The organism is Pseudomonas karstica (genome assembly GCF_009707515.1).
GTDB classification, from domain to species: domain Bacteria; phylum Pseudomonadota; class Gammaproteobacteria; order Pseudomonadales; family Pseudomonadaceae; genus Aquipseudomonas; species Aquipseudomonas karstica.
The window spans coordinates 108,926-133,423 of sequence record NZ_WLYI01000012.1; the positions used below are offsets into that span (position 1 = coordinate 108,926).

Consider the following 24,498-nt stretch of genomic DNA (forward strand, 5'->3'; position numbering starts at 1 on the left):
AGGCGAGCCAACCAGTAGAAGGGGAATTCGTCCTTATTGAAGTCTTCGCTGGCGGGGTTGTGGGTGAATGCGATGGCGGGGCACGGCCATGCCGATGGCCCGATCACGCCCGGGCAGCGGTTGGTCGGTGCCAGCGACCAGGATCAGGCGACGAATTTGAGGCGTGAGCGGGTCGATCCGTTCGATACGCAAAGACAGGCTGGGCATGCACGATTCCTGAACAGGGCGAGCGCTGCCCGCCGTTGAAGTCGTACACACTGTAGGGAAGGGGGCAGGGGTGAAAAAGCCGATATCGGCAAGTCGATAGCCGCATTTTGCGTAAATAGGCAGGGCTGGGCGTCAGGCGGCTGTGCAGATTAGCTGGCAGCGTCCACCACGTCTCGGTAGTACGCCTTCAGCGTATCGACGAACTCCTCGGCCAGTCGCGTCCGGGTTTGTGCGGCCGGCCATATCACATAGGTCGGAAAGAGGATGTCCGGCCTGAACGGTCTGATCACGATATCCCGATGTTGATAATCCTTGGCGACCAATGGGTGGGCGAGGGTGATGCCCATGCCGAGGGCGACCATTTCGCAGTTGATAGCGCTGTACTGCGCTTCGACGGCCATCACCCGCTCGACGCCTGCCTGTTCGAACAAACCGTCGACCTGTGATCGTGTGCCATCGCCATGACAGAGTGAAATGAACGCTTGCCCTTCGAGGTCTTTGAAGGTGAGGTGCGAGCGTTTCGCCAGCGCATGTGAGCGAGGCAATACACACACGGCTGCTGATTGGGCGAGCAACTCGACTTGATGGCTGTTGACGTCGCCGGGATGCACCACGATGCCGATGTCGCAAAATTGCGACTTTACCCATTGCTCCACCGTAGGCGAGGAGTTCACGTGCAATGACACCGTGAGTTCCGGGCGCGTATCGGTGAAGTGCTTGATCACTTCGGGAAGCACGCTCATGCCGGTCGAGGGCACGGCCGCCACGCGTAAACTTCCCGTGCCCAGGTTGCGAATGTTCTTCGCCGAATGCTTGAGGCTGTCGAGCCCCACATAGGCGCGCTCCACTTCATGAAAGAACGCCTGGCCCTCTTGAGTCGGGATTAGCCGCACGCCCGCGCGCTTGAACAGGGTCAGCCCGGTGCTCAGTTCCAGCTGTGCAATCAACCGACTGACATTGGGCTGCGAGGTGTATAGCACTTCTGCCGCAGCGGTCATGGAGCCCAAGCGCATGACGCTGCGGAATGCTTCTATCTGCCTGAGGTTCATGCTGATCTTCCATGTCAAATATGAATAACTAACCCGGATATTGTGATTTGACCATATGGATAGTGCCTCGCAATACTCCAGGCCAGCAACCCATAGCGCACATGAAGATGCGCCATCCCGTGCTGTATTTGCCGGGAACATGCAGCGCGCTGCATGGTTTCGAGTGACGTCGAAGCAACTGACGCATTGTTCGATCTGCCCCACGCACTTCGGAGATAGTCTGTGAATAACCATGACCTGACCTTGATAACCCCACCGTTTCGCCCGCTGACCCGTATTGCCACTGTTCTCGCTGTTGCTCTTGCCGGGCTGGGCAGTGGCGCGGCATTCGCCGAACCGACGCTGTATGTCGCCGGTGTCGGCGGCTCCACCGAGCAGATGTACAAGAGCAAAGTCATCCCCGCGTTCGAGAAACAGCACAACGTCAAAGTGGTTTACGTCGCAGGCAACTCCACCGAGACCCTGGCCAAGCTTCAGGCCCAGAAAGGTCGTCAACAGATCAATGTGGCGATGATGGACGACGGACCCATGTATCAGGCGCTGCAACTGGGGCTGTGCGAAAAACTCAGCGATGCACCGGTCTACAAGGATCTCTATCCGCTGGCGCGACTCAGCCCTGAAGCGACCGGGGTTGGGGTGGTCGCCACGGGCATCGGCTATAACGAAGAGGCGTTCAGCAAGCGTGGCTGGGCACCGCCCGACTCCTGGGAGAACCTGACTGACCCTCGCTACAAGCAGTTGCTGGGCATGCCGCCAGTGACCAATACCTACGGCTTGCACACGTTGGTGCAAATGGCTCGTTTGCGTGGCGGTGGCGAAAAGAATATCGACCCGGGCTTCAAGGCGCTGAAAGATGAAATCAGCCCCAACGTCCTGGCCTGGGTGTCGGCGCCGGGTGAGATGGACGGCATGATGCAGAACGGCGACGTGGTCATGGCGGTGTATGGCAGCGGTCGTGCGGTGGCGTTGCAGGGTACCGGTTTTCCACTCAAATTCATTTACCCGAAAGAAGGTGGTATTGCCTTGCAGATCGCTGCCTGCGGCATTACGCCCAACGCGCAGCCCGAGCTGTCGCAGCAATTCATTCAATACGTGCTGTCACCTGAAGTGCAAAAAATTCAGGCTCACGAAAACGGCTTCGCACCGGTGAACCAGACCGTCACCCTTACGCCTGACATTGCCGCGCGCATGCCCTATGGCCCGGAGAAGGTCAACGCGTTGATCAAGGTTGATTGGGAGACGATCAACCAGCAGCGCAGCGAGTGGACGACGCGCTGGAATCGCACAGTCGAACGCTAGCCGCTGTATGGCTCCGATCCTTCCCGAAATCATTCTGGAGACGCAGGTCCGTGCCTGCGTGGCAAGCCAATGGCATTTCTTACACTTGAAGGCATCGTCAAGACGTATGGCAGTTTCAGGGCCATCGACGGATTGAACCTGGAAGTCCGCCACGGCGAATTCATCGCCTTGCTCGGGCCTTCCGGATGCGGCAAGACCACCACGCTGCAATCCATTGCAGGCTTCGTCCAGCCAACCGAAGGGCGCATTGTCCTCGATGGCCGCGACATCACCCATGTGCGCCCCGAGCAGCGGGGCCTGGGCATCGTCTTTCAAAGCTACGCGCTGTTCCCGCACATGACCGTGGCGCAGAACATCAGTTTTGGCTTGGAAATGCGCGGTGTACCCAAGACCGAGCGCAGCAAGCGCATCGACGAGGCACTGGACCTGGTGCGCCTTGGCGGCCTGGGCGAGCGTTATCCCAAAGCGCTGTCCGGCGGGCAACGTCAACGGGTCGCCATTGCCCGGGCCCTGGCGATTCGACCGAACCTGCTGCTGCTCGACGAGCCCATGTCCAACCTCGATGCCAAATTGCGCGAAGAGATGCATATCGAGTTGCGGGCGATTCAGCGCGACCTGGGTATCACGACGATTCTGGTGACCCACGATCAGGTCGAGGCCATGACCATGAGCGACCGCATCGCAGTGATGCAAAAAGGCCGGATCGTGCAGATCGACACACCGTTCGAAGCTTACGAACGCCCGCATTCACCGTTCGCCTCGGCGTTCCTGGGCAAAACCAACGCCTTTGCTGGCGCGGTACAAACCCGCAACGATCGTTGCTGCAATGTGCAGGTCAAGGACACGCTGTTGCACGTACCCCATGAAGACCGTGCGCTGGGCAACGAGGTCAACGTCTATATCCGCCCGGAAAAAATCCGTCTGACGGAGGCAGGCAAGGGACGTTTGAACGGCCGCATCCGCTTGCGCGTGTTCCTCGGTAACCTGTGGTTGATCGCGGTGGAAAGTAACTTCGGTGTGGTGCACATGACCCAGCCCAACCTGGGCACGCCACCGCCCGATGAAAGTTGTGAAGTCGGGTTGGACTGGTCCGACGACGACCTGCGCCTGCTGGATCGGGAGGTCGCCCATGGCCAGGTATGATGCCGAACACGTCGGCGTCGCGCCGTGGTTGTTGAGCGGACCGGCATTGCTCGTCTTCATCGCGCTGTTGCTGGTGCCGTTGCTGTTGACCGCGATGTTGTCGCTCAACCTGTTCAGCGACACCGCTGGGGTGTTGCCAGTCTACAGCCTCGGCAATTACCTGGAGGTATTCAACGACGGCTATTTCCACGAAATCTTCCTGCGCACCGGTGGCATGGCGCTGGCGGTCACGGTCCTTTGCGTGCTGCTGGGCGTACCGGAAACCATCATCATTGCGCGCATGGCGCCGCGCTGGCGTTCATTGTTCCTGCTGGTGGTGTTGGGGCCGCTGCTGATCTCGGTGGTGGTGCGCACGCTCGGCTGGGCGATTCTGCTGGGTAATAACGGCCTGATAAACGATGCCTTGCAGGCGTTGGGAATTACTGCTCAGCCAGTGAAGATGCTGTTCACCCAGTTCGGTGTGATCATCGCGCTGACCCACGTACTGGTGCCGTTCATGGTGATTGCCGTGTGGGCCACCTTGCAGCGCCTGGATCTGCAGGTGGAATGGGCCGGGCTGTCCCTCGGCGCGTCGCGTCTGACGGTGTTCCGCCGAATCATCCTGCCGCAGATCATGCCCGGCATTCTTTCCGGCTCGATCATTGTCTTTGCCCTGGCGGCGTCGGCCTTCGCGACCCCCGCGATCATTGGTGGCCGACGTCTGAAAGTAGTGGCGACGGCGGCCTACGACGAATTCCTCGGCACCCTCAACTGGCCTCTCGGCGCCGCCATCGCGATGCTCCTGCTGGTTGCCAACCTGATCATCATTCTGGGTTGCAGCAAGCTGGCCGAGCGCCGCTTCAAGCAAGTCTTCGAGTAACCCGCCATGCACAAGAACGGATTTTTCTCGCTGCTGTTTCATCTGTTGTTCATTACGTTCATCGTTGCGCCGCTGGTGGTGGTCATGGCGATGGCGTTTACCGACAAGGGGTATCTGTCGCTGCCCACTGACGGTTTGTCGTTGCGCTGGTTCCGGGCGTTGCTGGAGAACCAGGAAATGCTCGATGCGTTCTTCCTGTCGCTCAAACTGGGCGTGGTTTCTGCCACCGTCGCTACGTTGCTGGCCGTCCCGGCGGCACTGGCGATCAGCCGTTACGAGTTTCCGGGGCGCGGTGCCCTGACCGGTTTTCTGCTGTCGCCGCTGATGATTCCTTCCGTGGTACTGGGCATTGCGTTTCTGCGGTTTTTCTCCATGGCGCAGATAGGCGGATCATTCTGGGCGCTGAGCATTACTCATGTGATTGTGGTGCTGCCCTATGCACTGCGGCTCACGTTGGCTTCGACCATTGGCCTGGAGCGCGATATTGAACAGGCCGCCTTGTCTCTCGGAGCACGACGCTGGAGCGCATTTTACCGAGTGGTCCTGCCGCGTATCCGCACCGGTGTCATCGGTGGCTGGATGCTGGCATTCATCCAGAGTTTTGACGAACTGACCATGACCGTGTTCGTCGCCACGCCCGGTACCACGACCTTGCCGGTGGCCATGTACAACCAGATTTCCCAGACCATTGATCCGTTGATCACCGCCGTCTCCACAGTGCTGATTGTCGGTACCGTGTTGTTGATGCTGGTGCTCGATCGCATGGTCGGACTGGATCGGGTACTGATCGGAGAAGGCAAATGAGCCAGGACAAACATAACGTCGTGCAGTCGGACGTGATTGTGATCGGCGGCGGGTTGGTGGGCACGGCGGTGGCTTATGGGTTGGCTCGCAGCGGTGTCGACACCGTGGTCCTCGACCAGGGTGACGATGCGTTTCGTGCCTCACGAGGCAATTTCGGTCTGGTCTGGGTCCAGGGCAAAGGCCATGACTTACCGGATTACTCGCGCTGGACCCGTTCTTCGGCGGTCCGTTGGCCGGCGCTTGCCCAAGCGTTGTTGGCTGACAGTGGTATCGACGTCCAGCTCAAGCAGCCGGGTGGTTTTCACATGTGCTTCAGTGACGAAGAACTGCTGGAGCGCCAGTCGCGACTGCAGATCTTGCAGGATGCGCTGGGCGATTACTCGTTTGAGATGTTGGACGCTGGAGAAGTGAAAGCGCGTTTGCCGCTGATCGGGCCTGCAGTCATTGGCGCCAGTTACACGTCACAGGACGGCCACGTCAATCCATTGAAACTGCTACGGGCCCTGCACACCTCGGCGCAGGCCAAGGGCGCACGCCTGCATAGCAGCGTGCAGGTCGATCACATCGATTGCGCCCCTGGCGAGTTCCGTGTCAGAGCCGGACAGCGTTATTTTGTCGCGCCACGGATCGTGCTGGCTGCCGGGTTAGGCAATGCGGCGCTGGCGCGGCAGGTGGGGCTGTATGCACCGGTGGCGCCCAATCGCGGACAGGTGTTGATCAGCGAACGGGTTCGACCATTTCTCGAGTACCCGACCCTCAACGTCCGGCAGACCGATGAAGGCACTGTACAGCTTGGCGATTCCATGGAAGAGGTGGGCTTCGATGACAGCACCTCCACCGAGGTGTTGGCCGCCATCGCCAAGCGCGGTGTTTCGACCTTTCCATTACTGCGCGATGTGCGGCTGGTACGGGCCTGGGGCGCATTGCGGGTAATGAGCCCGGACGGATTCCCCATCTACCAGCAATCCAGCACGCACCCTGGTGCATTCGTGGTTACGTGCCACAGCGGCGTGACCTTGGCGGCCGCCCATGCCCTGCGCATCGCACCGTGGATTATGGGCGCAGCACCACCCGCGGAGCTGGAGGTGTTTGCCGGTGATCGTTTTCTAACTGACAAGGTGTTTTCACATGCGCACTGATCCGCTGTTTCAACCGGTCATCAGTGAAGGCAGGGCGACGCGGACCGTGAGCCTGACTTTCAACGATCAACCGCTGGTTGTGCCCGCCGGCATGAGCGTCGCCGCTGCATTGCTGATGTCCGGTATCAGTCGGTTTCGCGCCACGCCGGTCAGTGAGTCGCCTCGCGCGCCGTACTGCATGATGGGGGTGTGTTTCGAATGCCTGGTGGACATCGACGGCGTCCCCAATCGCCAAAGCTGCTTGATCGAAGTGGCTGATGGCATGCGCATTCGTTCACAGGAAGGGGCCCGGGACTTGATCTATCAGCCGATGAATATCCAACCGGTGGAGGTGCAGTCATGAACCACGAAACCGTTGATGTGGTAGTCGTCGGTGCAGGGGCGGCCGGCATGGCAGCAGCGACTCAGATGGCCAGCCAGGGGTTGCAAGTGGTATTGCTGGATGAGCAGGGCAGTCCGGGTGGACAAATTTATCGGGGCATTACCCTGGCGCCGCTGGCCCGACGGGATCTGCTGGGCCCTGATTATGCTCACGGTAATGAACTGGCTCAGGCCCTGACATCCTCAAGCGTGCGCTATGAAAAAGGCGCGTCGGTGTGGCAGGTGACCCGGGATCACCAGGTCAGCTATCTGCTCGACGGCCGTCTGCATACGCTGGACGCCAAGGCCGTGCTGCTGGCGACCGGTGCGATGGAACGGCCGTTCCCGATTGCCGGCTGGACCTTGCCCGGCGTGATGAGTGCCGGTGCTGCGCAGATTCTGTTGAAAAGCTCAGGCCTGGCGCCGAGTGAACCGGTGGTATTGGCCGGTTGTGGCCCGCTCCTGTATTTGCTGGGCTGGCAGTACTTGCGGGCCGGTGTGCCGATCAAGGCGCTGGTCGACACCACGCGGCCCGAAGATTACTGGCGTGCCCGCCGTCACCTGTTTGCCGCGCTGCGCGCCTGGCCCTATCTGCGCAAGGGGTTGGAACTGATGCGCAGCCTGCGCAGTGCCGGGATCGCTCATTATGGAGGAGCCGAGCAACTGGCGGTCGAGGGCGAGGCGGCGGCGCAGGCACTGACATTCAGCGTGTCCGGCAAGGCGCAGCGCATCGCCACCCGTTGCGTGCTGCTGCATCAAGGCGTAGTCCCGAATATCCAGTTCAGCCAGGCGTTGCGCGCGCGGCATGAATGGGACTTGGATCAGCTGTGCTTCAGACCGGTCACCGACCCGTGGGGTGAGCTTGATGTGCCGGGGGTTTACGTCGCCGGAGATGGCGCCGGTATCGGTGGCGCTCAGGCAGCGGCAGTGCAGGGACAACTGGCGGCGCTGGGGATTGCCGCGCAACTCAAGGCTATCAGCATCGCAGAACGTGATGACACGGCGCGCAGGGTGCGCGTGCAACTGGAGGCCAACCTGCGGATTCGGCCGTTTCTCGACGCGCTTTATCAACCCAAAGAACAAAACCGCATTCCAGCTGACGACGTGGTGGTCTGCCGCTGCGAAGAAGTGACGGCGGGTGAGTTGCGCAGACTCGTTGCCCTGGGTTGCGCGGGCCCGAATCAAGCGAAGTCATTCGGTCGTTGTGGCATGGGGCCGTGTCAGGGGCGCATGTGCGGCCTGACCGTCACCGAAGTCATCGCCAAGGCCCGCGGCGTATCGGCGGCCGAGGTGGGGTACTACCGTATTCGTCCGCCGATCAAACCCATCACCTTGGGAGAGCTGGCCGGTGAGTGAGTCGAACAACCGCCAGGCTGACGTACTGGTGATCGGCGGCGGCATCCATGGTCTGAGCACGGCGTTGTACCTCGCACAAGCCGGCGTCAAGGTGACGCTGCTGGAAGCGGAGTATTGCGGGCGCCATGCCTCGGGCGTGAATGCCGGTGGCGTGCGCACCCTGGGCCGCCACATAGCGGAAATTCCATTGGCGCTGGCGTCGCGCGATCTTTGGCATGAACTCAAGAATACCCTGGGCGATGATGGAGGGTTTGTCCCCAGCGGCCAGCTCAAACTGGCGGAGACCCAGGCCGAACTGGAGGAGTGCCGGCTGCGGGTCGAGCAGCTTCAGGCGCTGGGTTTCACCCATGAGGTGTTGATCGATCAGCAGCAGGTGTTCGACACAGTGCCGGCAGTGGCACGGCATGTGACGGGTGGTATCTGGGTCAAAGGTGATGGTTACGCAGTGCCGTACAAAACCGTCACTGCGTTTCGCCTGGCTGCGCAAAAACGCGGCGTACAGATTCACGAAAACACCCCTGCGCAACAGATCGAGCAGACCGGTACCCAATGGCGGGTGCAGACACCCACGGGAAGCTTCAGTGCCGAGCACCTGGTGGTGACGGCGGGAGCCTGGGCCGCAGGACTGGCTGCGCAGATTGGCGAGCCGGTGCCCGTGCATCCTGAGGGCCTGATGCTGCTGGTCACCCATCGCGTCGCGCCTTTCTGTGCCCCGGTGCTAGGTGCCACGGGCAGAGCGCTGTCGTTCAAGCAGTATGCCAATGGTACGGTGGTAATCGGTGGCAAGCTGATTGGCTCGCTGGATTTTCTGTCACGCCATGGTGAGGTCGAGATGGAGCGACTGGGTAGCAGTGCGCGCACGGTCACTGACTTGTTCCCGCATTTGCGACACTTGGGTGTCAATCGCGTCTGGGCCGGTGTAGAAGCCTTCACCGCCGATGACCTGCCGGTGATCGGCGCCAGTCGCAAAGCCAGTAACCTGAGTTATTCATTCGGTTTTTGCGGCAGCGGCTTTCAGATGGGGCCCGGCACCGGTAAACGTCTGGCTCAACACATTCTTGGCGAGCATTCGCAGATATCACTGGAACCGTTCGCCATCGACCGTTTCAAACTGGCGGCCAGTTCGCCGTCTTCATCGTTTCAATCCGCTTCAACCATCCCGCAACATTGAGGAGTTCACATGCTGGAAATTACACGCATCGAAACCAATCAACGTATGAGCCGCGTCGTTCAATGCAACGGCTTCACCTTTCTTGGCGGCCAGACTGCCACGGACCGGACCCAGGACATCAAGGGCCAGACTGCCCAGGTGCTGGCGAAGATCGACAGTTTCCTGGCCCAGGCCGGCCTGGACAAAACCCGTATCCTCACCGCACAAGTCTGGTTGTCGGATATCCAGGCCGACTTCGCCGGAATGAACGAGGTATGGGATGCCTGGGCTCCAGAAGGCCACGCACCCGCCCGTGCCACCGTTGAGTCGCGCCTGGCGGCGCCGGACTTACTGGTGGAAATCACGGTGGTCGCGGCGGGCTGATCGCGAGTGGTTGATGGAGTCGGCCAGGAGCACCGGTCGACTCCAGGTTCAAAAGTAACGCGTTGGATAACGACCCACTCTACCGGATACAGGGCTTTTCCAGGGCGAGCCCTTTATTCGAGGAGGTGGGTCGCTTGTCGCGACATCACCATTTCTTCCAGGATCTCGCGGGCCAGCTTATTGATCCCGGCCTCGCCGTTGTAGTGGGTCCGATCTATGTTGGCGATTGTGAACCGATTGGTATCTGGCCCTGCCACGTCAACAGACAAGCTTGCGTCCCCATTAATCGAGCATTTGATGGTGCATTGCGGTAGCCGGCTCGAAAGAACCGCCTCTAGCTCTAGCTTGCTTAGGGTGTGCATTCGCTTTTCCGTAAACAAAGGAGGGGAACCTAAGCCTAGTTGCTAAGGGATATGTGTAAATGATGGCCTATCGCTCTTTCAAGATAATCCCGCGTTTGGTCAGGCGAATCGCCGAAACCGATGAAAAAAGCGGACCGGTGGGGTCGCAATACCCACTGTAATGATGGGCTCCGGATATCAGGCCAAGCCGGACCATCTCCCGCAACCCGAACAGAATCTGTTCCTGATCGCCGATCAGGTCTACTGAGTCGATTTCGGTGTCAGTAGACAGTTGGTCCAGCAGCGAGCGGATCAATTGGACGTTGTCGACGACTAACATAGAGCTACCAGGCGTGACGTGATAACTGTTGGATTTTTTTGGCAGCTTGAAGTTCATCCTGCGGGTTAGTGGGTGGTTTACTAGACGGCATGGTCTAGTATTAGTTCATGTGTGAGAATAAAAATGGAACATAATGGACGACCGAATGCGTACTGCCTCTCATGACTGATAAGAAAGCCCCCCCTTCTTCGCGCGCTCCCCAGCAAGCCCGCGGGCGCGAGCGAGTAGCCGCCATATTGGATGCGTGTGCTCGCTTGATTGTGATCGAAGGCGCCGCTCAACTGACGATGCACGGCTTGGCCCGAGACGCGGGCACATCGATAGGCTCGCTTTACCATTTCTTTGCTGACAAGCAGAGCGTTCTGGATGCCCTCGGCGAGCGTCATATACAGGCGCTGGCGGTTATTACCGAAGAGTTGAGGGCCATCGATGACAGTGTCTGGATCAAGGAGAGCGCAGCGGACGTTATCGCTCGATTGATCCTTCCGATCCTGCAATACAGTGAGCGGCATCGGGACTTGGTTTCAATGATTTGCCCGCTCGATGGTGTCCATCGCTTGAGTAGCCCGGATTTGCGCCTGCGAATCGAAGACACCTATGCACGAATGCTGGAACTGCGCTTGCCGAATGCCACTACCGATGCACGTCAAGCGTATGTCTTGGCATTAATCGCGTTACCCATGGGCGCATTCCAGACTGCGCAAGAAAGCAGTGCCCTATCCAGGCAGTTATTGGTCGAGGAGATTCCGAGAGCCTTGACGGCTTATCTGGAGGCTTTGGAGCGGATGCATGGGGTCTCTCGATAAGGCCGCCGGTCTGGGCCTGGTTTGCTCTGTCTGGCGGCAGGTTGCGGTGGAGCTGCTCGTCAGGGATACGGCACTGATACATTCCTTGTTTCGGTAGATGGCGGTTTTCAGCCGCATGCCACACAACAACGTTCGCCCAAAGGCTGTATAGTGCTTGGCTGTTCGTGTCAGGGCCATCGGCTCTTGATGCAGGACTTATCTTTCGGCAATTGCCGACCCTTGCTGCAAGCCGCGGCTCAACGTGCCAGCGCACGCTTTGCCTTCAGACCTGGAGCGCCTTTTGCGTTCCGTCTCTTGCCAGCCTTCACGATGACAACCCAGCGGACCGCTGTCCGATGCCCCTGATTATCAGGAACCCCGGGTTGTTTTGCGCCTGCCGATTTTTCGGTCTTTCATTACGTCTGTGATGACTGTGGCGCGCATAAAGGAGAAAGGAATGTTCCAACTTTCCACCCCCACCGTTTTGCTACTTCTGTTCTGTTTCTATGGCTTGACCTTTTTGGTGTCGTTGCGCGTGGGTCGCAAGGATGAAAATGTCGACGGCTATATGGTTTCCAATAACTCCATTGGGTTTGGCATGGCGGCTGCCAGCATGACCGCCACCTGGATCTGGGCCGCCTCGTTCTACGCGGCTGCCAGTTCCGGCTATAAATTTGGCATCTCCGGCGCGCTGCATTACGGATTCTGGGGGGCGTTGATGATTTTGTTTATCTACCCCTTTGGCCGGCGCTTTCGCGCATTGGCGCCCAAGGCCCACACCCTGGCAGAGATAATGCACGCCCGTCATGGGCGCTCCAGCCAGATGATTTTGGCGGGTTCCAACATCGTCGGCAGCATGATCAGTTTGATGGTCAACTTTACCGCTGCGGGCGCGCTGGTTGCCGTGTTGTCTCCGCTGAGCTTTATCCAGGGGGTGTTGATCGCCGGTTTCGGAATTCTGGGTTACACCATCTGGTCAGGCTTTCGCTCATCAGTCCTGACTGACTTTGGCCAGTTGTTCGCTATGATCTTCGCCGCCGTGGTGATTATTCCCATTATTTTCTTCCAGCTTGGCGGCCCTGAACTCTTCGCCCAAGGCATGCCGAACATTTCCGCGGAACAAGCCAGCTTCTATTCGAAAACCGCCATTCTGGAGCAGGGCGCACCCTACTTTGTTGCGGTGCTGGCTTATGCCATTGGTAACCAAACCATTGCCCAGCGATTGTTCGCGGTACGTGAAGACTTGATGAAGTCGACCTTTGTCACCGCCACCATTGGTTATGCTTCGATTGTGATTGGCCTGGGCATGCTGGGTTTCCTGGCCTTGCTGGCCGGTGTGCAGCCGGTAGACGGCGACTTGAATAACCTGATCCCGCAAATGGCCTCGACGTACCTGCCGCCGTTCGCAATCGGGTTGTTTTTCATCATGGTGATCGGTTCGCTGTCATCGACCGCCGATTCGGACTTGTCGGCGCTATCCGCGTTGGTGATGACCGATGTATATGGCAAGAACCTGGCTAAAGGTAAACCGAACCCCCAAACCATGTTGTTCGTAGGGCGCATGACCATGGTCGTTGCGACAATGCTCGCCGTGGTATTCGCCAGCCTCAAGCTGGACATCTTGACCATGCTCATCTTCGTGGGTGCGTTATGGGGCGCTATCGTGTTCCCGGTAATCGTCAGCCTGTATTGGGGGCGAGTGACCAATGCAGCTTTTACCAGTGCGGCCTTCGCAGGCTTTTTGATGTTCCTGGTGGCGCGTTTCGAATTGCTTGAGTTGCAGGGCGCCGTGGCGCTGTTCTTCGAATTATTTGCATCAATCGGTGGTGGGGTGGTGATTGGCTTGATGGCCTTCGGCTTCTTCGGGCGCAAGGTCGGGTTCACGTTGGGCGGGCTCGCGTTTTTGATTCTGGCACCGTTTGCATTCGGCTTTTTGCGTGATTACCCGGTGTTGCTCAGTTCACTCACCGCCTACGGCGCCAGCAGCGTGGTGTGTGTGTTGGTGAGCTTGATGTCCAACGAGAATTTTGACTTTGACTGCATCAATGAACGCGTCGTGGCCTTCCACTACAGCGCCGATTCCGCCACTGAAGACAAAGGAGTTTCCCCATGTCCAGCTTTGCGTTAACACTTTATGTATTGATCTGGCCCGTCATTGCAGCGGTCGTGATGATCACCTTGTGCGTCAGTTTGTACCGAGACATGCGCAAGGCCAAACGTGACGGCACTGATCTGGTGTAAACCGATCCGAGGTGCGGGCAAGCGACAGTTACTTGTCCGCATCGGGCTTCAAGATGGCTTGATCCACGCTGCGAAAGCTGATGCGTCATACCAGGTACAACGCCTACGTCTATGCATGCATTACAGCAACCATTCAATCGGCAAAGTCGAAAGTAATGCAACAGTCATTTGCTGGAGCAAGGTAGCACCCGGTTCATTGTCGTGGCGCATTTGTATGCCATCACATAACTCTAGCCAATACAGTTGGGTAGCCAACGTTTTTATAGGGGGTCTTTGAATCACAAGCCGACGCCGCCGAGTCGATCATTTTTCGTGTCCCCCAGGCGTTGTTGCTGCAACATGGCTAGCACTTTGCTCTGCATCAGGCACCATCAGGCGCTCACGCGGGTCGGCGATTCGAATGTTTAACTCCCGGAACCTTTCCAGGATGCGGCGATTGGTTTCGCGTTGTACCCCCCACCGTCCATTGGACAAGCAACGAATCTGCCCTACCAGGGTGAACATCGAGCCATCGATCGCATCGACCCCCCATACTTCCAGATCGGCCAGAATCAGAGGCCCGAATGTAGGATCGGCACGTAGCAGGGCGCCGATTTTCTTGAGTTCGTCGGTGGCAAGGTTGACGTCCATCTCATAACCGATGCTGACGCGTATTGCGGCGTTGCCGATGCCCCGGTTGGTATTGTTCACCGTCGAGACGGAACTGAACGGAATGATATGCAGCGAACCATCGCCAGCCCGTAGGCGGACTGTACGAATGGATAAATTTTCCACTGTGCCGCTGACACCCGCGACGGTAACGCCATCGCCCACCTGCATGGCGTTCTCCATCAGCAGGAATATACCGGTGATGAAATCCTGAACCAGTTTTTGTGAGCCAAATCCCAGCGCCACTCCGATGATGCTCGCGCCTGCCAACAACGGGGTGGTGTTGATGCCGATTTGAGTCAAGGCCGTGAGTCCCACCACCAGCGTCAGGGCAATGAGCAGGATTGTTCGCATCATCGGCAGCAGTGTTTTCAGGCGGGCTGCACGAGTCAGGTCTCCATTCTCGGTCCACAGCATGACGCGTCGCTGAACACCTGTATCGACCAAATACCAGACGATCACGGCGATCACCACTGCGGTGAGGATCGTCAGCGCCGCCGATGTCATGTTGCCGCCGATCGTACCTGGGGCGAACCAGCCGATAGCGTTGATCCCTTGTGATTGCAGTAATGCGACAACGGTAAGCACCATCACGACAAAGGACGTCAGTCGCTGAATCAATGGATAATAACGCTCCCCCATACTGCTGCGAAGGTTGGCTGATTTACTCGTGTTTGAGTCGGCGGCTCTGTTATTGATGTGAAGCGCTTTCGCTACCAGGCCGTGGACAGAAATATCGACCAGGCGCCCGGCCACGATGATCGCTGCGGTGACGATGATGAACTCCATCAGTCTGGGGAAGCCATCCTCGATACCCAGCGCCCAGATAAACCAGAGCCCCATGACCAGCGATGTAGCAGGGATCACCCAGACCTTGGCCAACCAATTACGCAACGACGCGAGCGGGCCAGTGGCTCCTGGCGCGGCGGCGATGTGGGTGCCAATTGGCTTGCGGAACCGGAAAATAATCATTACCGCAGCGAGGTGAATGCATAGCGAAACCAGTTTAACCATCGCCTGGCGACCCGATTCACCAGCGCCGAGCTGCCCTGCAGCGGATGCCAGTGCTATCCCGAAGGTAGCGAATACGATGAAGCGCCACAGCCAGGTATAAAGGGCGCGAGCCGACAAGGGTGTGATCCGTAACAAACGAACGCCTTGACCGTATGGGGCGATCAACACACGCAACACCGCCATGCAAATGCGGGTAATGACATAAGCCTTGAAGAACCCCTGTACGACAGACAGCGCGCGAGGATCAAGGGTGGGCAGCAAGTGAATGGCCAGTGCCGCGGCACCGAAAAAGGCCATCAGTCCCAACAGATCGAGCAACAGCATGCCGAAGGCAAAAGGGAGCAACCGCAGTGTGCGCTGCGCCATATCGCGATGGGTAGGCACAATCGTTGGGGCAGGGGCCTCATGCGCGTAAGGCTCATTGGGTGCGGGTATTGCTATGGGGGTGGGCGCAGAAGCTGGTGTCGTGACAGGTGCAATGCTTTCAGCATCCTGCACTACCAGCGATTCGACGTGTTCTACGCCGTCGCGAACCGTTTGGACCAAGACTACATTTTCTTGCCCAGGCGCCAGCGCCGCTTGGGCCAGGGTCTGGGCAGCAGACTGTTGCGTGGTGACACTGGAGATTTTCTCTGCGCGTGCGAGCGTCGCAGCCCTGTGCAGGTGCGACGCTACACTACCGGCCCTGTGCGCCAGCGCGCGGCGAGGGTAGCGCAAACCCCTGCTTACGAGTGCTTGTGCAGAGACTCCCAGCACAAATACGGCAAGGAGGCCGCTTGCTGATTCAACGAGTAATTGCCTCCAGGCATCGTCAGAAAAGCTGGCTTTTAACCATTTGGCGAGTTCTGCTGCTGAATCCTTGAAAAGATGCAATTGGCCGCCCAAACGATTGAGCCACTCGCCAAGTTTATCCAGCGTGCGAGCAATTAAGCCGTCTGCTTGAAGCGGTGCGGTGTCTGCCTCGGGGCTTTGCTCCAGAGGAGTTTCGCTGGCATCTTCTTCGTTAACGGTTGCCCTCTCTACGGGGTCTTCCTTGGCTGGCTGTTTCAAGCGGGCCTGAGGGGCTTCCTGCGTTGGTTCATTGAGCTGTTTCCCAGGAACCACCTCAGCCGGCGCGGCCCATGACGCAAACACAGTCAAACTGAGCAAGAGTGTCAACAGAAGGGGAAAGTAGCGTTTGTTCATAATAGGGCCTGCGGGGCGGTCGGTTTTTAAAGCATCAGCGAATGGCATCAGCAATATCATCGGTAGTTCGACTAGAGCTATCCAGACAAACGGCAGGCTCACTCGAAATCGAAAGGCGCCTGGAGGTCAATCCATTTCACGCAGTAGTAGACAATATCGTCTAGTGCCGGTTCGTTTCCTATTGCATTGCGCCGCAGGAGAATCAGCGGATTATTCGGAATAAACTAGACGAATTGTTCTATTCTCTATAGGTTGCTGCGGTAACTTTGCTCCAAATCCTGCATTAAAAGTCCTCAGGCCCTATTTTATGAGTCTGCGAAGGAGGATAAGTAATGCATTCGGTTTCACATTGTGGCTCGTCGCAGTCCTCTGTGTGCAATCTTTGATCGCTTCTTTTCGGCGCCTATTCGGATAGAAAAAACACTGTGCAACCGCTCGATCTACATCCTTCCAGGATCATTTGCGAACACTGCGACTCGCTTTACGAAGCCAGTGCGTTACAGGCGGGACAATCCGCCTATTGTGTGCGTTGCGGCGCAGTGCTCGATCGCGGCCATCGCTTGAGCATCGAGCAGTTACTGGCCCTCACGGTGGCTGCAGCCATTATGTTTGTCTTCGCCAACGTCTTTCCGGTGATCAGCATCAGCTTGCAGGGCCTGACAAACGAAGTGACCCTATGGGGTTCGGTGCAGGCGCTGGCACAGGGTCGTATTACCCTGATCGCGCTGGTGGTTGGTCTTGCGATCATTCTCGCCCCGGCCCTGCAGATCGCGCTGTTGTTCTGGGTACTTGCCCACGCCCATCGCGGCAAAATCGCCCCAGGTTTCAAGGCGTGTATGCGCGCGCTGGAACATTTACGTCCCTGGAGCATGTTGGAAGTCTGTCTGCTGGGTATCCTGGTGGCGATCATCAAGCTGGCCGGCATGCTTGACGTGCATGCCGGCGTAGGGCTATGGGCCATGGCCATGCTGATGGTGTTGATCCTGCTGATCGCGGGCAAGGACATTCGACGCTTGTGGGACGAACTTGAAGTGGGGCGCCCATGAGCAATATTCCCTATGCTCGAGAGCGGAATGTCTGCCTGTGCCATGTGTGCAGTTATGTCTGCGCCGGCGGAGTCCACCAATGTCCTCGCTGCGAGTCGCCGGTACATTTTCGCAAACCCAACAGCCAAGCTCGTACATGGGCTTTTCTGATCGCAGGGTTGATTTTTTACATACCAGCCAATGTCTTGCCGGTGATGTTCACCACGATGCTTGGCAATGGCAGCGAAAGCACCATCATGGGTGGCGTGATTGAATTCACCAAAGGCGGCTCGTGGGATATCGCAATCCTGATCTTTATTGCTAGCGTGGTGGTGCCCTGCATCAAGTTCCTGGTACTGGGCTTGTTGTTGGTCACTTGTCAGCGCCGAAGCCAGTGGGCCAAGCGTGAGCGCGCGCGGCTCTATCGTTTTATCGAGCTGATTGGCTACTGGTCGATGCTCGACGTTTTAGTGGTCGCCGTGGTGGCTGCTCTGGTTCAGTTTCAGGGGCTCAGCACCATTGAACCCCGACTGGGTATCCTGTTTTTTGGTTTGGTGGTGGTCATGACCATGTTCGCCGCCATGAGTTTTGACCCCCGGCTTATCTGGGATGCAGAGGTTGAAGATGTCTGATAACCCCCTTACCCCTTCACCATTGGCTCGGCCCGAGATCAAAGCCCGCAAGGCGAGAATTTCGTTGGTGTGGATTGTACCTATCGTTGCGGGTTTGATCGGCCTGTCGATGGCCGTTCATGACCTTCTCAATGTGGGGCCGAAGGTAACGGTCAGTTTCCTCACCGCCGAAGGATTGGAGGTCAATAAAACTCAGGTCAAATACAAGAACGTGGTGATCGGCATGGTCACCGATATTACGTTGAGCGAGGACCGCACCCATGTTCTGGCCACTATCGAATTGAATAAAACGGCGACTCTGTTTACCCACGCCGAGACCCAATATTGGGTGGTTCGTCCGCGAATTGGCGCTCAAGGTATTTCCGGCGTCGATACCTTACTGTCGGGTGCGTTCATCAGCGTCGACCCCGGGACCTCGGAGAAAATCGAGAAAAATTTTACCGGCCTGGAAACCCCTCCCTCTGTCACCTTGGGTGAAAAGGGCAAGCGGTTCATGCTGCATACAGAGGATCTGGGTTCGCTGGACATAGGCTCACCGGTGTACTTCAGGCGTATTCGGGTCGGCCAGGTGGTGGCATACGAACTGTCGAAGGATGGCAAAGGCGTCGACATCGAGATCTTTATCAATTCACCGAATGATCAGTACGTGCTTACCGATTCGCGCTTCTGGAACGCCAGTGGCGTGGATGTGACCGTAGGAGCAGAAGGCTTGAAAGTCGCGACACAATCCCTTGCCTCGATCATCTCGGGAGGTATCGCTTTCCGTGAACCCGCGTACAGTCCCAACGCCAAGCCCGCCGAGGCCAATACCACGTTCAAGGTTTTCGAAGACCAGGCTAGCGCACTGGCACCACCTGATGGCCCGCCGCGTTACATTCGTATGCGTTTCAATCAGTCGCTCAGAGGGTTGGTGGTCAATGCCCCGATCGACTTCCTCGGCGTAAATATTGGCCGGGTCGTGTCGGTCGATCTGGAGTACGACCCCAAGACCCAGACATTTCCAGGCGTCGTAGGTGCTGTCATCTATCCTCAGCGCTTGGGCGCAGCCAACGAAACGTTGAAAGGGTTGGCGGGCGAGGGTGACGACGACGAGCAGAGCGCACGACTCCTTGGTGGATTTGTGCGCCACGGTCTTCGTGCTCAAGCCCGGACGGGCAACCTGCTGACCGGTCAACTGTATATCGCAATGGACTTTGATTCGAAGGCACCTAAAGTGGCATTTGACGCGACCGCGCGGCCATTGGAAATCCCAACTGTCCCGGGTAGCTTCGACAAGTTGCAGGAGCAGTTGCAGGGCTTCGTCGATAAGCTGAGCAAACTGCCGCTCGACACGATGGTGAGCAACCTCAACGGCAGCCTGGGCGAACTGCAAAAAACCATGAAGACGGTGAACGGCGAAGTGCTACCGCAAATGCGCGGTACGTTGCAGGAGGCACAAAAAACCTTGGGGACGGCAAATGAGGCCTTGTCGGATGACTCCCCAGAACGGCAGCGACTGGGTCAAACCATGGATGAAGTTCAGCGCACGGCCCGCTCGGTTCGTGTACTCACCGATTTCCTGAGCCGCCACCCTGAATCGCTGATCCGTGGCCGTACCGGCGACGCAGCCCCCGGTTCCTACAAAGCCCCGTCCTCATCCCGTGAAATTGACCTGGAGCCCCAGCAATGAACTTGCGCGCCCCTATTATTTTGATTGCGGCAGCGCTGAGCCTGGGTGCCTGCTCTTCGCCACCGACCCATTACTACACGCTGATTGCATCTCAGGGCGCGGCGTCGACGACCGCAGCGCAAACGTTGTTTCAGTTCCAAATGCTGCCGGTGTTGATACCGGTGCAAGTTGACCAACCGCAAGTAGTGTTGCGCGAGGGGGACGGCAGCCTCGCCATCCTTGAGAACGAACGCTGGGCCGCGCCTTTAGGCGATGAGTTTCATGATGCGTTGACCGCTCAACTGGAGCGGCGCCTCGGTACGCGGGATTTGGCGGGATTGCCTCGCCAGAGCGATCAGCCTGTACTGTCAGTGCGCACCGATGTGCGCCGTTTTGAGTCAGTTTTGAATCAGCACGCGTTAATAGACGTGGTGTGGAATCTGAGCCTGCGCAGTGACACCAACAAGCGTCGAAACTTAATCTGCAGCAGCGTGATCCAGCAGCCCGCGGGTGTTGGCATGGAGAACTTGGTACTGGCCCATCAGCGTGCGGTTTCGAGCCTGGCTGATGCCATTGCCAAGACGGCGGACGCTTGGGTGCGTGAGCCAATGTCTCGTTGCTGGACTGGCGCACGTTAGCCGTTTTCAGAAGGCCAATGGCGTTCATTTTTTGCTTCGGCATGGGTGTGCTTGCCGATCAGCTTGACCGAGCGGGCTTGCGTACGATGCCTATAGCCATATTGGGAGGGGAGGCAAACGGCAGACAAAGAAAAGCCCGCGATGGGGGCGGGCTTAAAGGTGTTCACGAGGAGCTGGGATAACCATAGACGCTTGTCTGTGAAAGGAATGTGAAAGGGCAGGGCGTAAAAGTGCGGCTGGCACACGCACGTCCACTGTCCTTTCAGCAGTTGCAAAAAACCACCCTACTGTGGATTCAGCAGTGCCTTGGTGGCCATTTTTGCCGGTTTCTCCTGGCCATCAGACGTCATCAGGCCGAAATTCCTCTCTCGGTCATTCCCACCCGTTTCACTGTTCTTCCACTCATAAAGGGACGTCAGCGGGATGTTCAGCTTTTTGACGCCCGAGATGAAGGTGCCGACTTTACTGGCTTGCCCGTTGACCCCACCGTTGGTGATGAGCGACGGCACGCCCCATTCGCTGATAACCCCCGGTAGATGGAAGGTTTGCTGGATGAAGGCTTGGACATTGCCGATCTGGGTATCGGACAAGCCATAGGGGTGATATGAAATCGCACTCAGGCATTTAGGGTAGTCGCTGACGATCTTGCTCAACGCCTCTGTGGATGCGGACCCAGGGCTTGGCGCTTTGGCGAAGCCAAAGCCGACCAACGGTGTGGTTTGCGGTTTTTGCCCCAGCGAATGGCACATAGCGCTCATGAACGGAGCAAAGGTCGTATCGAAGTTACCGGTTGGCCAATATTTTCCCAGGTCCGGCTCATTCCATATTTCAATGGCTACCAACTGCGTGCTGTAGGACTGTTCCAGGGCGACCACCGAATTGGCGAACAGTTCTCCTGCGGCCGCAAGCTCGTTGGTGTCGCCGGGCTTGGGCGTCAGCGGCTTGGTTGAGCGAACGGTCATCAGTACCGGCAATTCGGCAGATTTAGCGGCGGCGAACGCATCGCTGATCTGTTTTTGATACGCCGAACTGCCCAGGCTGTTCGTCCATACGCCAAGCCGTACGAACCCAAAGCCTGCCGCCTTGATCTGCTCGGCGTCAGCGGCGGTGAAATTCTGGATCTTGACCTGGACACCGACGGTCTTGTTGGCGGCGAGGACGGGGAACAGTTCGCTGGCGTGAACCTGACTGACTGTACTGAGCATGAGCAGAGTCGAAGCGGCAAGCCGTTTGAAATGTGCTGAGTTCATGTCGGGTTTCCTAAAGTCGAGCTGTCAATAACATGGGGCATTGGGTTTCTATGCTATCTAGTTGGATGGCTATAACGTTGTGAAGTGCACGAGTGTTATTTTTTGTCGGTTAACTTTTGTTATAAAACGGCGTTATTTTTGGTCCGATTATTCTGGTTGGGTGGTTTTTAGGTGTCGTGGTACTAAATACGCTGCTATTTACAAGGCTGATCCGTTTCTGAGTGCGGGATGAACCCGCGGGTTCGCTCAAATCCCCACTACGCACACTACGCATTGGTTGATTCGACATTACACGGGAAGCGTTGCCTTGTTCAAAAATATCCTTGTCGTTTGCGTGGGCAACATTTGTCGCAGCCCTTCGGCAGAAATACTGCTGCGTAATGCGCTGGCATCCTCAAGCATCGCCGTGGCCTCTGCGGGCCTTTCCGCTCGCGTTGGCGAGTCCATGGAGCCTGCGGCACGCCAGGTTCTGGAAGACCGTGGGCACAGCGCACACGCGTTTAAAGCGCGGCAAATCACCTCGGACATCGTTAATGAATCAGACCTGATTCTGGTCATGGAAAAAGAGCATGTAGAGCGAGTGCTGAAGATTGCATCGCACGCCAGGGGCAAAGTGTTTCTTCTCGGGAAGTGGCAGAGCGATCGAGAAATACAAGATCCCTATCGTCAAGGAAAGGCAGCTTTCATTCATGCCCATGCATTGATTGAAGATGCTGTTTGCTCATGGGCGCAGCGTCTCGGGCATTGATGAATAATTTTCAGATCAGTAAATGGTAAGAACTCACTTATGCAGTTACCGTCAGTAGTCGGCACCCGGGACAACGAGCGAGATGATATTGATCTTCTCGGTATATTAGGCACTTTAATTGATCACAAATGGTTAATAGGCGCGCTCACCGGCGCATTCATGGTGACTGGCGTTGCCTATGCGGTTTTGTCGACGCCGGTGTATCTGGCGAACGCCTTGGTCCAGGTCGAACCGAAAAAGAACGACATGCTCGGATTTTCCGATCTCAACAGCATGCTCAGTGGGCAATCTCCGTCAGTGACCGAGATCGGCATCATCAAGTCTCGAGCGGTGATCGGCAAAACCGTCGACGACCTGCACCTTGATATCGACGTCACGCCCAACACCTTCCCGATCATTGGCAAGTTTTTTGCTCGGCGCCATAAGGGCGATTCTGTAGCAGCCCCCCGTTTTGGCCTGAACAGCTATGCCTGGGGTGGTGAACGCCTGGAGATCGCACGGCTCAACCTGCCGGAAGAGCTATTGGGCAAGAAACTCACGCTGGTTGCTGCCGAGCAGCATCGATTCGAGCTTTTCGATGACAACGACAACCTGTTGGTGAAGGGCGTTGTTGGCGAAGGGTTTGCGCAAAATGGAGTCGAAGGGTTGATCGCCAATATGGCGGCCAATCCCGGCACCCGTTTCGAAGTAGTGCACAACCCAAGAATCGTCACCATCCTTAATTATCAGGATGCGCTGGATGTTTCCGAGCAAGGCAAGGAGTCGGGCATCATCCGCCTGGCCCTGGCCAGCACTGACTACGCCCTGGCGGTGAAGATTCTCAATAAAGTCTCCACGCTATATGTGCAGCAAAACGTCGAGCGCACCTCGGCCGAAGCGGCGCAAAGCCTGGACTTTCTGCAAGCACAACTGCCGCAAGTCAAGAGCGACCTGATCAAGGCCAGCGATGCGCTCAACCGCTATCAAACCCGCGGCAAGACAGTCAATATTTCCCTCGAAACCCAATCGGTGCTGGAACAGATTGTCGGCCTGGACACGCGCATTTCGGAGTTGAAACTTCAACAAGCGGACCTTGATCGCAAGTTCACCAAGCAACATCCGGCCTATCGCGCCTTGATGACCCAGATCGGGGAATTGACCCAGCAGCAGCAGGACCTGGAGAGCAAGGTTCAGGATCTGCCCGCTACGCAACAGGAGTTGCTGAACCTGACCCGCGATGTGGAAGTCGCGTCGCAGATCTACACGCAACTGCTGAACAAATCCCAGGAGCTGGATATTGTCAGGGCCGGGGCGGTGGGTAATGTTCGTCTGATTGACAGCGCAGACGTCGACAAGACCACACCGGTCGCGCCGCGCAAAGCCTTGATCGTGCTGATTGCGACCTTTCTCGGGGCTTTTATTGGTGTTGCGTTGGTGCTTGTGCGCAAATCCCTGAGCCGAGGGCTGGAGGGGCCAGAGGGTATCGAGCAACTTGGCTTGCCGGTGTATGCATCGATTCCATACAGCGCACTGCAACAGGAAGAGGACGGTAAAAAATTCCGTTTGAATGACGAGTCGCGCAAGCAGTCTTCTCTGTTGGCCATACGTAACCCGACAGACTTGTCTATCGAGTCGATCCGTAGTTTGCGCACCTGCCTGCACTTTGCGGGCCTGGATTCGGGCAATAACCGGATCATGATTTCCGGTCCAAGCCCGGAGGTTGGTAAAACCTTCGTTTCGTCCAACCTCGCGGCAGTCATGGCGCAAAGCGGACAGCGAGTGGTGCTGATCGATGCCGATATGCGCAAAGGGCATTTGCACAAGACGTTCAATACGCCGATCGCCAATGGTTTCTCGGACCTATTGGTCAAGCGCTGCAGCCTTGAGCAGGCCATCCATCAAACCGAGATCGATAGCTTGCACTTCATCAGTCGTGGACAGGTCCCGCCCAACCCGTCAGAGCTGTTGATGCATGCGAACTTCCGTGAACTGCTGGCACAACTCAGTGAGCTGTATGACGTGGTGATCATCGATACGCCACCGCTATTGGCCGTGACCGACGCCGCTATCGTGGGTCGTGAAGCGGCGATCAGTTTGATCGTCGCCCGCTTCGGTGTGAATCCGGCCAAAGAGATCGAACTGACGATTCGTCGATTTGCCCAGAACGGTATCCAGTTGAAGGGCGCAGTTTTCAATGGCGTCGAGAAGCGTTCAGCAAGCTACTACGGTAACGGCGGTTACAACTACGAGTATGCGTCCGATAAATCTTGATTC

At 57.4% G+C, this 24,498-nt stretch carries 25 protein-coding genes; 18 read left to right on the forward strand and 7 right to left on the reverse strand.

Annotated elements, in window-relative coordinates:
• Positions 1–33 precede the first annotated feature (33 nt).
• A complete protein-coding gene (locus GIR22_RS26755) occupies positions 34–207 on the reverse strand; it encodes a hypothetical protein (protein ID WP_178122199.1) in 174 nt (57 codons plus the stop codon).
• A gap of 149 nt (positions 208–356) precedes the next feature.
• A complete protein-coding gene (locus GIR22_RS10995) occupies positions 357–1,256 on the reverse strand; it encodes a LysR substrate-binding domain-containing protein (RefSeq protein WP_154743344.1) in 900 nt (299 codons plus the stop codon).
• A 222-nt stretch (positions 1,257–1,478) separates the two neighbouring features.
• On the opposite strand from GIR22_RS10995, the gene GIR22_RS11000 reads away from it, so the two are divergent.
• From GIR22_RS11000 to GIR22_RS11040, 9 genes are all read left to right on the forward strand, one after another.
• The gene (locus GIR22_RS11000) at positions 1,479–2,555 is read left to right on the forward strand and encodes an ABC transporter substrate-binding protein (RefSeq protein WP_343039649.1); all 1,077 of its coding nucleotides are present in this window, start codon (positions 1,479–1,481) and stop codon (positions 2,553–2,555) included.
• A gap of 69 nt (positions 2,556–2,624) precedes the next feature.
• Positions 2,625–3,698: an ABC transporter ATP-binding protein gene (locus GIR22_RS11005; protein WP_154743345.1), complete on the forward strand. Its 1,074-nt coding sequence runs from the start codon at positions 2,625–2,627 to the stop codon at positions 3,696–3,698.
• On the forward strand, positions 3,685–4,557 hold the full coding sequence (locus GIR22_RS11010) for an ABC transporter permease (protein ID WP_154743346.1): 873 nt from the start codon (positions 3,685–3,687) through the stop codon (positions 4,555–4,557). The genes GIR22_RS11005 and GIR22_RS11010 overlap by 14 nt, the downstream gene beginning before the upstream one ends.
• 6 nt (positions 4,558–4,563) lie before the next feature.
• Positions 4,564–5,361 (forward strand): ABC transporter permease, encoded by a 798-nt coding sequence (locus tag GIR22_RS11015; RefSeq protein ID WP_154743347.1) that lies wholly within the window; start codon positions 4,564–4,566, stop codon positions 5,359–5,361.
• Positions 5,358–6,500: an NAD(P)/FAD-dependent oxidoreductase gene (locus GIR22_RS11020; RefSeq protein ID WP_154743348.1), complete on the forward strand. Its 1,143-nt coding sequence runs from the start codon at positions 5,358–5,360 to the stop codon at positions 6,498–6,500. Before GIR22_RS11015 ends, GIR22_RS11020 begins: the two co-directional genes overlap by 4 nt.
• Complete coding sequence (locus GIR22_RS11025) at positions 6,490–6,843, forward strand: (2Fe-2S)-binding protein (RefSeq protein WP_154743349.1); 354 nt, start codon at positions 6,490–6,492, stop codon at positions 6,841–6,843. Before GIR22_RS11020 ends, GIR22_RS11025 begins: the two co-directional genes overlap by 11 nt.
• A complete protein-coding gene (locus tag GIR22_RS11030; protein ID WP_154743350.1) occupies positions 6,840–8,216 on the forward strand; it encodes an NAD(P)/FAD-dependent oxidoreductase in 1,377 nt (458 codons plus the stop codon). Before GIR22_RS11025 ends, GIR22_RS11030 begins: the two co-directional genes overlap by 4 nt.
• Complete coding sequence (locus GIR22_RS11035) at positions 8,209–9,387, forward strand: FAD-dependent oxidoreductase (RefSeq protein WP_178122200.1); 1,179 nt, start codon at positions 8,209–8,211, stop codon at positions 9,385–9,387. The genes GIR22_RS11030 and GIR22_RS11035 overlap by 8 nt, the downstream gene beginning before the upstream one ends.
• Before the next feature lie 12 nt (positions 9,388–9,399).
• The gene (locus GIR22_RS11040) at positions 9,400–9,750 is read left to right on the forward strand and encodes a RidA family protein (protein WP_377663112.1); all 351 of its coding nucleotides are present in this window, start codon (positions 9,400–9,402) and stop codon (positions 9,748–9,750) included.
• 113 nt (positions 9,751–9,863) lie between these two features.
• On the opposite strand, the gene GIR22_RS11045 is transcribed toward GIR22_RS11040, so the two are convergent.
• Positions 9,864–10,112, reverse strand: a complete 249-nt coding sequence (locus tag GIR22_RS11045) for a hypothetical protein (protein WP_154743352.1) — start codon at positions 10,110–10,112, stop codon at positions 9,864–9,866.
• A gap of 67 nt (positions 10,113–10,179) precedes the next feature.
• A complete protein-coding gene (locus tag GIR22_RS11050; protein WP_154743353.1) occupies positions 10,180–10,431 on the reverse strand; it encodes a hypothetical protein in 252 nt (83 codons plus the stop codon).
• Positions 10,432–10,592: 161 nt separating this feature from the next.
• On the opposite strand from GIR22_RS11050, the gene GIR22_RS11055 reads away from it, so the two are divergent.
• From GIR22_RS11055 to GIR22_RS26130, 3 genes are all read left to right on the forward strand, one after another.
• A complete protein-coding gene (locus GIR22_RS11055) occupies positions 10,593–11,237 on the forward strand; it encodes a TetR/AcrR family transcriptional regulator (protein ID WP_154743354.1) in 645 nt (214 codons plus the stop codon).
• 436 nt (positions 11,238–11,673) lie between these two features.
• Positions 11,674–13,344 (forward strand): sodium:solute symporter family protein, encoded by a 1,671-nt coding sequence (locus GIR22_RS11060; RefSeq protein ID WP_154743355.1) that lies wholly within the window; start codon positions 11,674–11,676, stop codon positions 13,342–13,344.
• Positions 13,326–13,457, forward strand: a complete 132-nt coding sequence (locus GIR22_RS26130) for a putative transporter small subunit (RefSeq protein WP_218581658.1) — start codon at positions 13,326–13,328, stop codon at positions 13,455–13,457. The genes GIR22_RS11060 and GIR22_RS26130 overlap by 19 nt, the downstream gene beginning before the upstream one ends.
• Before the next feature lie 303 nt (positions 13,458–13,760).
• On the opposite strand, the gene GIR22_RS11065 is transcribed toward GIR22_RS26130, so the two are convergent.
• Positions 13,761–16,304 (reverse strand): mechanosensitive ion channel family protein, encoded by a 2,544-nt coding sequence (locus tag GIR22_RS11065; RefSeq protein ID WP_154743356.1) that lies wholly within the window; start codon positions 16,302–16,304, stop codon positions 13,761–13,763.
• A gap of 425 nt (positions 16,305–16,729) precedes the next feature.
• On the opposite strand from GIR22_RS11065, the gene GIR22_RS11070 reads away from it, so the two are divergent.
• From GIR22_RS11070 to GIR22_RS11085, 4 genes are read left to right on the forward strand one after another with little or no spacing between them, the layout of a single operon-like run.
• Positions 16,730–17,350, forward strand: a complete 621-nt coding sequence (locus GIR22_RS11070; RefSeq protein WP_178122201.1) for a paraquat-inducible protein A — start codon at positions 16,730–16,732, stop codon at positions 17,348–17,350.
• Positions 17,347–17,961 (forward strand): paraquat-inducible protein A, encoded by a 615-nt coding sequence (locus GIR22_RS11075; RefSeq protein WP_154743357.1) that lies wholly within the window; start codon positions 17,347–17,349, stop codon positions 17,959–17,961. The genes GIR22_RS11070 and GIR22_RS11075 overlap by 4 nt, the downstream gene beginning before the upstream one ends.
• Complete coding sequence (locus GIR22_RS11080) at positions 17,954–19,630, forward strand: PqiB family protein (protein WP_154743358.1); 1,677 nt, start codon at positions 17,954–17,956, stop codon at positions 19,628–19,630. Before GIR22_RS11075 ends, GIR22_RS11080 begins: the two co-directional genes overlap by 8 nt.
• On the forward strand, positions 19,627–20,247 hold the full coding sequence (locus GIR22_RS11085; RefSeq protein WP_154743359.1) for a PqiC family protein: 621 nt from the start codon (positions 19,627–19,629) through the stop codon (positions 20,245–20,247). The genes GIR22_RS11080 and GIR22_RS11085 overlap by 4 nt, the downstream gene beginning before the upstream one ends.
• Here GIR22_RS11085 and GIR22_RS11090 read toward each other — a convergent pair.
• Together GIR22_RS11090 and GIR22_RS11095 are read right to left on the reverse strand one after the other, a co-directional pair.
• Complete coding sequence (locus GIR22_RS11090; RefSeq protein WP_154743360.1) at positions 20,244–20,522, reverse strand: hypothetical protein; 279 nt, start codon at positions 20,520–20,522, stop codon at positions 20,244–20,246. The genes GIR22_RS11085 and GIR22_RS11090 overlap by 4 nt on opposite strands.
• A gap of 9 nt (positions 20,523–20,531) precedes the next feature.
• Positions 20,532–21,497 (reverse strand): glycosyl hydrolase family 5, encoded by a 966-nt coding sequence (locus tag GIR22_RS11095; protein WP_154743361.1) that lies wholly within the window; start codon positions 21,495–21,497, stop codon positions 20,532–20,534.
• Positions 21,498–21,804: 307 nt separating this feature from the next.
• Between GIR22_RS11095 and GIR22_RS11100 the strand changes: the two genes are divergently transcribed.
• Both GIR22_RS11100 and GIR22_RS11105 read left to right on the forward strand, forming a co-directional pair.
• Positions 21,805–22,245 carry a low molecular weight protein-tyrosine-phosphatase gene (locus GIR22_RS11100; protein ID WP_154743362.1) on the forward strand — a complete coding sequence of 147 codons (441 nt, stop codon included), beginning with the start codon at positions 21,805–21,807 and terminating at the stop codon, positions 22,243–22,245.
• A gap of 39 nt (positions 22,246–22,284) precedes the next feature.
• Positions 22,285–24,495, forward strand: coding sequence for a polysaccharide biosynthesis tyrosine autokinase (locus GIR22_RS11105; RefSeq protein WP_154743363.1), 2,211 nt, complete (start codon positions 22,285–22,287; stop codon positions 24,493–24,495).
• The last annotated feature ends 3 nt before the right edge of the window (positions 24,496–24,498 follow it).